Source organism: Streptomyces sp. 13-12-16, from assembly GCF_002114215.1.
In the GTDB taxonomy this organism is placed as follows: Bacteria; Actinomycetota; Actinomycetes; order Streptomycetales; family Streptomycetaceae; genus Streptomyces.
Map to the genome: position 1 here is coordinate 1 of NZ_NCTE01000737.1, position 9,026 is coordinate 9,026.

The 9,026-nt window shown below is 71.5% G+C and carries 9 protein-coding genes and 1 tRNA gene; 2 read left to right on the forward strand and 8 right to left on the reverse strand.

Going from position 1 to position 9,026, the window contains the following annotated elements:
• Window positions 1-615: 615 nt before the first annotated feature.
• A complete protein-coding gene (locus B7767_RS27640; protein WP_085574554.1) occupies window positions 616-1,428 on the forward strand; it encodes an SAM-dependent methyltransferase in 813 nt (270 codons plus the stop codon).
• A 31-nt stretch (window positions 1,429-1,459) separates the two neighbouring features.
• Window positions 1,460-1,987 carry an NUDIX hydrolase family protein gene (locus B7767_RS27645; protein WP_030868386.1) on the forward strand — a complete coding sequence of 176 codons (528 nt, stop codon included), beginning with the start codon at window positions 1,460-1,462 and terminating at the stop codon, window positions 1,985-1,987.
• Between the two features lie 13 nt (window positions 1,988-2,000).
• Here the strand turns inward: B7767_RS27645 and B7767_RS27650 are convergent, their stop codons facing one another.
• The 8 genes from B7767_RS27650 to B7767_RS27690 all read right to left on the reverse strand — a co-directional run bounded on the left by B7767_RS27650 (window position 2,001) and on the right by B7767_RS27690 (window position 8,498).
• The gene (locus B7767_RS27650) at window positions 2,001-3,179 is read right to left on the reverse strand and encodes an ABC transporter ATP-binding protein (RefSeq protein WP_085574555.1); all 1,179 of its coding nucleotides are present in this window, start codon (window positions 3,177-3,179) and stop codon (window positions 2,001-2,003) included.
• Window positions 3,180-3,204: 25 nt separating this feature from the next.
• Entirely contained in the window at window positions 3,205-4,038 is an 834-nt protein-coding gene (locus B7767_RS27655) for a carbohydrate ABC transporter permease (RefSeq protein WP_085574556.1), read from the reverse strand.
• Window positions 4,038-4,958, reverse strand: coding sequence for a carbohydrate ABC transporter permease (locus tag B7767_RS27660; protein ID WP_085574557.1), 921 nt, complete (start codon window positions 4,956-4,958; stop codon window positions 4,038-4,040). The genes B7767_RS27655 and B7767_RS27660 overlap by 1 nt, the downstream gene beginning before the upstream one ends.
• Before the next feature lie 5 nt (window positions 4,959-4,963).
• Window positions 4,964-6,247, reverse strand: coding sequence for an ABC transporter substrate-binding protein (locus B7767_RS27665; protein WP_179167309.1), 1,284 nt, complete (start codon window positions 6,245-6,247; stop codon window positions 4,964-4,966).
• 549 nt (window positions 6,248-6,796) lie between these two features.
• Window positions 6,797-6,870 (reverse strand) — tRNA-Pro (locus B7767_RS27675).
• Between the two features lie 81 nt (window positions 6,871-6,951).
• Window positions 6,952-7,338 carry an MmcQ/YjbR family DNA-binding protein gene (locus B7767_RS27680; RefSeq protein WP_085574559.1) on the reverse strand — a complete coding sequence of 129 codons (387 nt, stop codon included), beginning with the start codon at window positions 7,336-7,338 and terminating at the stop codon, window positions 6,952-6,954.
• Between the two features lie 30 nt (window positions 7,339-7,368).
• Window positions 7,369-7,914, reverse strand: a complete 546-nt coding sequence (locus B7767_RS27685; protein ID WP_085574560.1) for a GNAT family N-acetyltransferase — start codon at window positions 7,912-7,914, stop codon at window positions 7,369-7,371.
• Window positions 7,911-8,498: a helix-turn-helix domain-containing protein gene (locus B7767_RS27690; protein ID WP_085574561.1), complete on the reverse strand. Its 588-nt coding sequence runs from the start codon at window positions 8,496-8,498 to the stop codon at window positions 7,911-7,913. Before B7767_RS27690 ends, B7767_RS27685 begins: the two co-directional genes overlap by 4 nt.
• Window positions 8,499-9,026 lie beyond the last annotated feature (528 nt).

The window sequence follows — 9,026 nt, forward strand, 5'->3', positions numbered from 1 at the left end:
CGTCGAGGAACCGATCGCCGCGGCCTCCGCCCGTGCCCCGCACGAGGCGGGGCCGCGCGGCCCCCGCCACCCGGCGGAAACCGGCCCGTGGGAACGGGCGGACACGCTCGGCCGGGGGCGGCTGACGGCGTCACGACGAGCGCACCTCGACCGACTGGCCGACGGGGCCGGACCACTGACCGAGCGCTGGGGCGGCGACCCGTGCGGGCTCCGCGAAGAGGCGGACGGTGATGTCGGTGAACCGCGCCACCCGGTGCGGGCCCTGCGGACGCCGACCTCTTCTCGCACGAGGCCGACGGGTCCGGCCGGAGGCAGGCGCCGCCGCCGCTGGACGCCGAGGACCTTGAAGGCGCGCGGCGGTTGGACTGCCGCAGGACCGGACCGGCTTCCCGCCCTTGCCGGACACACCCAACCGGCCGTCCCGGCACCGGCGTTGGTCCACGCGGCGATCGACGGGCACGTCGCCGAGGACCCGTCGCGCCGAGCCGATGTCCCATGACCCTCCGTCAACAGGGCTTTTCCACTCCCCCATTCGCGGGACAACGTGATCACCACGCGGCACAATGGCCGCGGCGGCCCGGTCACGGCCGCGCGGGCGAGGGAGAGGAAGAGACCGTGAGTGAGAGCCACACCCCGCCGAGCGGCTCGGCGAGGCTGAACACCGGTGTGGCGCACAACGCGCGCGTGTGGAACTACTGGATCGGCGGCAAGGACAACTACGAGGTCGACCAGCGGGTCGGCGACCACGTCGCCTCGATCAACCCGGTGATCCGGGACATCGCCCGCGCGGACCGGGACTTCCTGGGCCGGGCGGTGACGTATCTGACCCGCGAGCGCGGTGTGCGGCAGTTCCTCGACATCGGCACCGGCCTGCCGACGGCGGACAACACCCACGAGATCGCGCAGCGGATCGCACCGGACTCGCGGATCGTCTACGTCGACAACGACCCGATCGTGCTCGTCCACGCCCGCACCCTGCTGACCGGCACGCGCGAGGGCGCCACCGACTACATAGACGCCGACGTGCACGACCCGGACGCCATACTGGAACGCGCCGCCGGGACGCTGGACGTCACGCGGCCCGTCGCGGTGATGATGCTGGGGATCCTCAACTTCGTGCTCGACACCGACAAGGCCCGGGAGATCACCCGCCGGATCATGGCGGCGGTGCCCTCCGGCAGCTTCCTGGTCCTCACCCACCCCACGTACGACCCCGAGGTCGGCGGCGAACTGCAGGTCCCCGCCATGGAGTTCTGGAACGCGAACGCCACTCCCCCGATCACCGCCCGGAGCGCCGCGGACATCACCGCGTTCTTCGAGGGGCTGGATCTGGTGGAGCCCGGTCTGGTGTCCTGCTCACAGTGGCACGCCGCCTCCGACTCCGCCGCCGCGGTGCCGCAGTACGGCGCGGTGGCCGTGAAGCCCTGACCGCTGAAAGTATGATCTAGCAATGTCTGACATGACCGAAACCACGCCGGGCTGGCTGTCCTCCGACGATCTGGAGATGGCACGCGCCCAGATGCCGATCCTGTACGTCGAGGCCGTGCCCGTGCGCGTCGACGACAGCGGTGAAGTCACCAGCGTCGGCCTGCTGCTGCGCATCGGGCCCGACGGAACGGTCAGCCGGACTCTGGTCTCCGGCAGGGTGCTGCACCACGAACGGGTCCGGGACGCCCTCCTGCGCCATCTGGAGAAGGACCTCGGCCCGGTGGCGCTGCCGCGCGTCCCGGCGTCGCTCCAGCCGTTCACGGTCGCGGAGTACTTCCCCACGCAGGGCATCACCCCCTTCCACGACCCGCGTCAGCACGCGGTGTCGCTGGCGTACATCGTGCCGGTGACGGGTGACTGCCGGCCCCGGCAGGACGCCCTCGACCTGGTGTGGTTCAGCCCGCAGGAGGCCGTGTCGCAGGCGGTGCAGAGCGAGATGCCGGGCGGTCACGGGGTGCTGCTGAAGCAGGCCCTGGCCCACGCGGGCTGCGTGATCTGACGCGGCGGGGGCGCTAGCTCTCCGCGCGGGTGAGGTTGGTGCCGGTCGACGGGTCGAAGACATGGGCCTTGCCCATGTCGACCCGGAGTTGCACGGGTGCGCCCTCGCGGGCCCGGGTGGCGGCGTCCAGCCGGGCCACGATCTGCTGGGCTCCCTGGGCGCCGGTGTCGCGCGCGCCCGAGTCCGTGGCGAGTTCCTCCAGTTCGGCGGTGGTCACCGGACCGCCCTCCGCGCTGAAGTAGACGTACGCGTCGGAGCCCAGCGACTCCAGTACGTCCACGGTGGCGGTGACGACGGGGCCGCCCGTCCCGTGCGCCAGACCCGCGTCCTCGAAGGCCTCGGGGCGCAGCCCGACGATCACCTCGCGCGGCGCGTCCCGCCGTTCCAGCACCCGGCGCACACGGTCGTCGAGCGGCAGGTCCCCCAGCGGGGTGCGCAGGACGCCGCCGGACAGGGAGGCGCCCACGAAGTTCATCGCCGGGGAGCCGATGAAGCCCGCGACGAACAGGTTGCGCGGCATGCCGTAGAGCTCGGCCGGGGTGCCGACCTGCTGGACCAGGCCCTGCCGCATCACCACGACCCGGTCGCCGAGGGTCATCGCCTCGGTCTGGTCGTGGGTGACGTACACGGTGGTGGTGCCCAGGCGGCGTTGCAGCCGGGAGATCTGGGTGCGCATCTGCACCCGGAGCTTGGCGTCCAGGTTGGACAGCGGTTCGTCCATGAGGAACGCCTTGGGGTCGCGGACGATCGCCCGCCCCATCGCCACCCGCTGGCGCTGTCCGCCCGAGAGGTTGGCGGGCTTGCGGTCCAGGAACCCGCCCAGGTCGAGCACCCGGGCGGCCTCCTCGACCTTGCTGTCGATGGTGGCCTTGTCCACCTTGGCCAGCCGCAGCGGGAACCCCATGTTCTCCCGCACGCTCATGTGCGGGTACAGGGCGTAGCTCTGGAACACCATGGCGACGTCGCGCTCCTTGGGGGCGAGGTCGTTGACGACCCGGCCGCCGATGCGCAGGGTGCCCTCGGTGATGTCCTCGAGCCCGGCGATCATGTTCAGGGTGGTCGACTTGCCGCAGCCGGACGGGCCGACCAGGATCACGAACTCGCCGTCGGCGATGTCGAGGTCCACCTCCCGCACGGCGAGGGAGCCGTCGGGATAGCGCTTGGTGACTCCCTCTAGGACGATCTCGGCCATGGGCTGCGCCTCCTTGCCTGCACGCTCATCCCTTGACCGCCCCGGAGGTCAGTCCGGCGACGATCCGCCGCTGGAAGAGCAGGACGAAGATGATGATCGGGACGGTGATCACCACGGCGGCGGCGGCGATCGACCCGGTGGGCTGCTGGAACTGCGAGCTGCCGGTGAAGAACGCGATCGCGGCGGGGACCGTGCGCGCGGACTCGGTGGAGGTCAGCGAGATCGCGAACAGGAAGTCGTTCCAGCAGAAGATGAAGACGAGGATGGCGGTGGTGAACACGCCGGGCGCGGCGAGCGGCACGATGACCAGCCGGAAGGCCTGCGCGGGCGTGGCACCGTCCACCTTGGCGGCCTTCTCCAGGTCCCAGGGGATCTCCCGGAAGAACGCCGACAGGGTGTAGATCGCCAGCGGCAGCGAGAAGGTCATGTACGGGATGATCAGCCCGAGCCAGGTGTCGAAGATCCCGATGATCCGTTCGATGTCGAACAACGGGGACACCAGGGAGATCGGCGGGAACATGGCGATGAGCAGCGACATGCCGATGAGGAGCCGCTTGCCGGGGAACCGCAGCCGGGCCACGGCGTAGGCGGCCATGGTGCCGAGGACCACCGCGATCACCGTGGCGATCAGGGCGATGCCGATCGAGTTGACCAGCGCCCGGGTGAACTCGGAGGTCGCGAAGATGCCCCGGTAGTTCTCGAAGGTCCAGTCCCGGGGGACGTAGTTGCCGTCGGTGAGGGTGCCGGGGTCCTTGAACGACAGCGCGGCGATCCACCACACCGGGAACAGGGCGTACAGCACCACCACGACGTTGACGAAACCCCACCGGGTGGCGTGCGACGTGCCCGCGGCGGCCATCAGCGCTTCACCTCCGCGCCCGGTGCGGCGGCGCCGAACAGCTTGACGAAGGTGAAGGCGATGATCCCGACGCAGAGGAAGATCAGGACCGAGATCGCCGACCCGATGCCCAGGTTCAGCGCGGTGAACAGGTTGTCGTAGCCGAGGATCGACAGGGAGCCGGTGCCGTGGGCGCCCGAGGTGAGGACGTAGATGTTGTCGAAGATCCGGAACGCGTCCAGGGTGCGGAAGAGCAGGGCGACCAGGATGGCCGGTTTCATCAGCGGCAGCATGACCTTGGTGAACCGCTGCCAGGGGGTGGCGCCGTCGACCATGGCCGCCTTGAGGGTCTCCTCGGGGACGAGGGCGAGGCCGGCCAGCAGGAGCAGCGCCATGAACGGGGTGGTCTTCCACACCTCGGCGAGGACGATCAGCCACAGCGCGGGCCACTGTTCGGTGAGCGGGGCGTCGCCGCTGGGCAGCAGCTCGGCGAGGTAGCCGAGTTCGGGGGTCCATGCGTACTGCCAGGAGAAGGCGGCGACGACGGTGACGATGCCGTACGGGACGAGGACCGCGGTGCGTACCGTGCCGCGCGCGAAGAGCGTGCGGTGCATCACCAGGGCGAGGCCCATGCCGAGGACGAGTTCGATGGCCACGGACACGGTGGTCAGGAACACCGTGACCCAGAAGGCGTCCCACCAGAACGGGGAGGACAGCACCGCGCCGTAGTTGCTCAGGCCCACGAACTCGGCCCGTGCCGGGAAGCGCAGGTCGTAGCGCTGGAGGGACAGGTAGACCGCGTAGCCGATGGGGTAGGCGGTCACGGCGACCATGACGAGGACGGCCGGCGCGCACAGCAGCCAGCCCAGCCGGCGCTCCTGCCTGGCCCCGGCGGAAAGCTCCTTCCCGCCCCGCGTCCCGTCCTTCGTCGGCTCCGCCATGGTGCTCACGGGATCACGCCCTCGGATCGCAGGGCCTGGTCGATCTGTTCCCCGATGGTGTCCACCGCGCTCTCGGGCCGGATCTCCGACGGCGGGGACAGGGTGTGGGAGACGGCGATCGACACGTTCTGGTAGGCGGGGGTGAGCGGCCGTACGCTCGCCCTCTCCAGGGAGGACAGGACCTCCTCGGAGAAGGGGTACCGCTTCATGAAGGCGGGGTCGTCGTAGAGGGCGCGCAGGGTGGGCGGGAGTCCGCCCTCGAGCGCGGCGGTGAGCTGGTTCTCCCGGTCGCGCAGGCACAGGGCCGCCTCGAAGGCCAGGCCGGGGTGGCGGGAGTAGGCGCTGACGGCGAGGTCGATGCCGCCGACGGTGGGGCGGGACGGGCGGCCGGCGTCGACGCGGGGGTAGGGCGCCCAGCGGAAGTCCTTGAACAACCGCGGGTTGTTGCTCCTCATCGACGGATAGACGAACGGGTAGTTAAGTTCGAAGGCCGCGACGCCGGACTCCATGGCCAGGCGGTTCTGGTCCTCCATCTGGTTGGGCAGTGAGGGGTCGGCGGCCGGGGAGTTCGCGAGGTCGCGCATGATCGAGGCGGCCCGTACGGCGGGCGGGCCGAGGGAGGGTCCGGTGGCGCTCGGGTCGAGAATGGAGCCGCCCGCGCTGTTGACCAGGGAGTTGAACCAGACGGTGAGGCCCTCGTACTGGGCACCCTGGATCTCCACGTAGTGCGGTTCGCCCCGCCGGGCGAGCTCGCGGGACATGTCCAGCATCTCGGACCAGGTCTTCGGCGGGGTGGGCACCAGGTCCTCGCGGTACCACAGGAGCTGGACGTTGGTGTTGTACGGAACGGCGTACAGCCTGCCCTTCCAGGTGGCCGTCTGCAGGGGGACGCGGAGCGTGCCCTCGGTGGCCCGGCGTTTCGTCTCGCCGGTCCACTCCCGGATCCAGCGGGCCTCGGCGAACTCGGCGGCCCAGGTGACGTCGAGGCCCAGGATGTCGAGGGAGTCGTCCTCGGCGGCGAGCCTGCGCACCAGCTGCTGGCGCTGGCCGTCGGCGGCGCGGGGCAGCTTGTGGTAGCTGATGCGGTAACGGCCGCCGGACGCCCGGCTGCAGCGGTCGGCGGCCTGCTGCAGGGCGCCGGAGTCGTCGGGGAAGTTGTACCAGTCGAGGGTGGGCCGGGAGGTGTCCTCGTCACCGCCGCAGGCGGCGAGCGTCGATGCCAGCAGGGTCAGCGCGACCAGCGTCCGCGTCCGTCGCGGCCTTCCGGTACGTCCGCGCCTCGCGTGCACGCGCTCCACACCTCGCTTCCGGGATCGCGGCGCGGGTGTCCGAACCCCGCGGCGGCGTCTACCCGGCGAACGTTAAACGGGACACAGTGCGACATCAAGGACATTCGCCGATGACTCGCCGCGCTCCACGGCGACCTGCTCGGCGCATGTCGGGTCACGCGGCTCCCCCGGATCCGCCGGCGTGCGCAGTGCCGGCTGCCGGTCCGCGGGCGGGGCACAGCCCGGCAGCGCCACGGCCACGGTCGCGCAGAGGGAGACGAGCAGAACCCTCGTCCTGCCGTGACCGTCCCCGACCATGGGTGAGTTCATGTCACCCCCTCCTGCCGCCCCCGTGTCCCGCGGGGTGCGCTCCCCGCCCGGCGACAGAAGCCACGCCGCCGGGCCCGGCGGATCGTCGGCCCGCCGGTTGACGATCGCGGTACACCTTGGCGGTACTCCGTCAGGCGGACTCGACCGTGGTCGCACGGGAGGCGGCAACCGGCCGACGGAAACGACGAAGAGGCCGTCCCGGGTGTCCCCGATACGGCCTCCGACCTGCTGTTCGACAAGTCGGGACGACAGGATTTGAACCTGCGACCCCTTGACCCCCAGTCAAGTGCGCTACCAAGCTGCGCCACGTCCCGTTGCCCGTCTGACCTGGGGATTCCCCCGGCCGAACGCGCACGGAAACCATACCGCACTCCAGGCGGTGATCGCGCACCCGTTTACGGCCGCGGGCTCTTCCCGGAGTGCGCCTCCCCGGGCGGCAGGCCCAGCCGGGGGTGCGCCTCGACGAGCCGGGGCGGGGCCGCCTGGCGCCAGGAGTCAGCGAGGATGTCGCGCAGCTCGTCCTCGTCCTCCAGGGCGGCGAGGCGGACCCTGACCCAGGCGAACTGCGCCTCGTGGCCGGCGATCCAGAACTTCTCCGGTTCGGCGAGGGCCAGTTCGTCGCGCTCCTCCTTGGGGCAGCGCACGGCGATGGAGGTCTCGTCCTCGGGGAGGGTGGCGAACATCTTCCCCGCGACCCGGAACGTGGGCATGTTCCAGGCGACCTTCTCCGTGGTGTCCGGCAGGGACAGGGCGATCCGTCGTACGTCTTCGGCATCCGGCATGGCAGGCACCGTAGCGGCCGGCACTGACACTCACCCGGGGGCGGGCGCCGCGGGGTCCGCCCCCGGACGCTTGTAGTAGATCGTCGTCGGCCGCAGCACCCCGGCGGGGTCCGCCGCGTAGTCGGGGATGGCGCCGACGGGGGTCCAGCCGGAGGAGCGGTAGAGGTGCTCGGCGGGGCTGCCGGTCTCGGTGTCCAGGTGCAGCAGGGTGATGCCCCGCGCGACGGCCGCCTCCTCCGCGACGGTCAGCAGCCGCCGTCCGAGCCCCCGGCCACGGGCCGCGCGGTGCACCATGAGCTTCACCAACTCCGCGCGGTGGGCGCTGTTGGGCTTGTCGGGGAGGGCGAGGCTCACGGTGCCCAGCACCCCTCCGGGCTCCTCGTACGCCGCCCACACCGCGAGCCGGCCCGCGGCGACGGCCGAGGACCGTTCCTTCCACCAGCGGGCCGCCTCCGTGCGGTCGAGCGGGGCCAGGAAGCCGACGGAGGCGCCGCCGTCCACCGTGTCGGCCAGCAGTTCGGCCAGTGACGGGGTCAGGTCGGCCAGGCGGGCGGCGTCCAGCGGGACGATGTTCACGGTCGCACCACCGCCAGCACGTAGCGCACGGCCTGGGGGCCGGGGCAGCGGAACCGGGTGGGACCCCAGACGCGGAGCCTGAGGCAGTCGCCGTCGCCGAGACGGTGCTCGACGTCCCGGTCCGTCACGGCGAGGGCCCCTTCCAGGACCCAGATGTGCTGTTCCAGGCCGGGGACGGGCGGCCGGTCGTAGGCGATGTCCGCACCGGCGTCGAGCCGGCCCTCGACGAGTTCGCCGCGCAGCCCGCCGTGCGGCGGGGACACGGACCGGCGGACGAAACCGGAGGCCCTGTCCTCCCACACCGGCTGGTCGGCGGCCCGCACCAGCGGCGCGGGCTCCGCCTCGATCTCGCTGAGCAGTTGGGACATGGTCCGCCCGTAGACGGCGCACAGCCGGTTGAGCAGGGAGGCGGTGGGACTGGTCTCCGCGCGCTCGGCCCTGGAGAGGGTGGACCGGCTGATCCCACTGCGCTCCGCCAGCTCTCCGAGCGACCAGCCGTGCTCGCCCCGCAGCTCGGCCAGGCGCCCGCCGAGCCGGACGTCGACGGGGTCCGGGGAGGTGCCCCCGGTTTCATCACGTTTCACATACGGGATTTTATCCCGTATCCGAGACCAGGGGGAGTGGTCACCGGCCGGCTCTGGCGAAGTTGTTGTACAGCCGCCTCAGGTGCTTGGCCACGGGGCACTGCGCGCCGTCCGCGCCGCATTGACGACAGTTCCGAAGGTGCTGTTCGTAGTCCTGGCGGGCTTGCTCGAGGCGGTCGCGGGACGGCTGCATTCGACTTCCTGACGGTCATTCGGGCGCCAACTCACGGGCGCCACAAGGGGGATGGGGTCACCTCGACTGGTTGCCTGAGGCGCACACCTCAACTTTGATCTTGTTACTCGCAGTACGGCAAACCGGGCCGGCGAGCTGTGGTCCCGCGGGCGTCCCACAGCCGGGAGCCGCGGCGCGGGTCACGCGGCGTGCCGGCTGCGGGGCCGGCCCCAGCCACGTGAAGATCGCCGGCGGCACCGCCTACGTGGCCGACAAGTCCGGTGCCACGCGGACCGAGGACACCCCGACCCGGATCCGCCTCGCCCGCCGAGGCCCCGGCGGGGGCGGGCGGGGCC

Excerpts from the sequence above, each read along its gene's own strand:
- B7767_RS27645 (WP_030868386.1), top strand. The coding sequence starts at position 1,460 with ATGACCGAAACCACGCCGGGCTGGCTGTCCTCCGACGATCTGGAGATG.
- B7767_RS27650 (WP_085574555.1), bottom strand. The coding sequence starts at position 3,179 with ATGGCCGAGATCGTCCTAGAGGGAGTCACCAAGCGCTATCCCGACGGC.
- B7767_RS27655 (WP_085574556.1), bottom strand. The coding sequence starts at position 4,038 with ATGGCCGCCGCGGGCACGTCGCACGCCACCCGGTGGGGTTTCGTCAAC.
- B7767_RS27660 (WP_085574557.1), bottom strand. The coding sequence starts at position 4,958 with ATGGCGGAGCCGACGAAGGACGGGACGCGGGGCGGGAAGGAGCTTTCC.
- B7767_RS27680 (WP_085574559.1), bottom strand. The coding sequence starts at position 7,338 with ATGCCGGATGCCGAAGACGTACGACGGATCGCCCTGTCCCTGCCGGAC.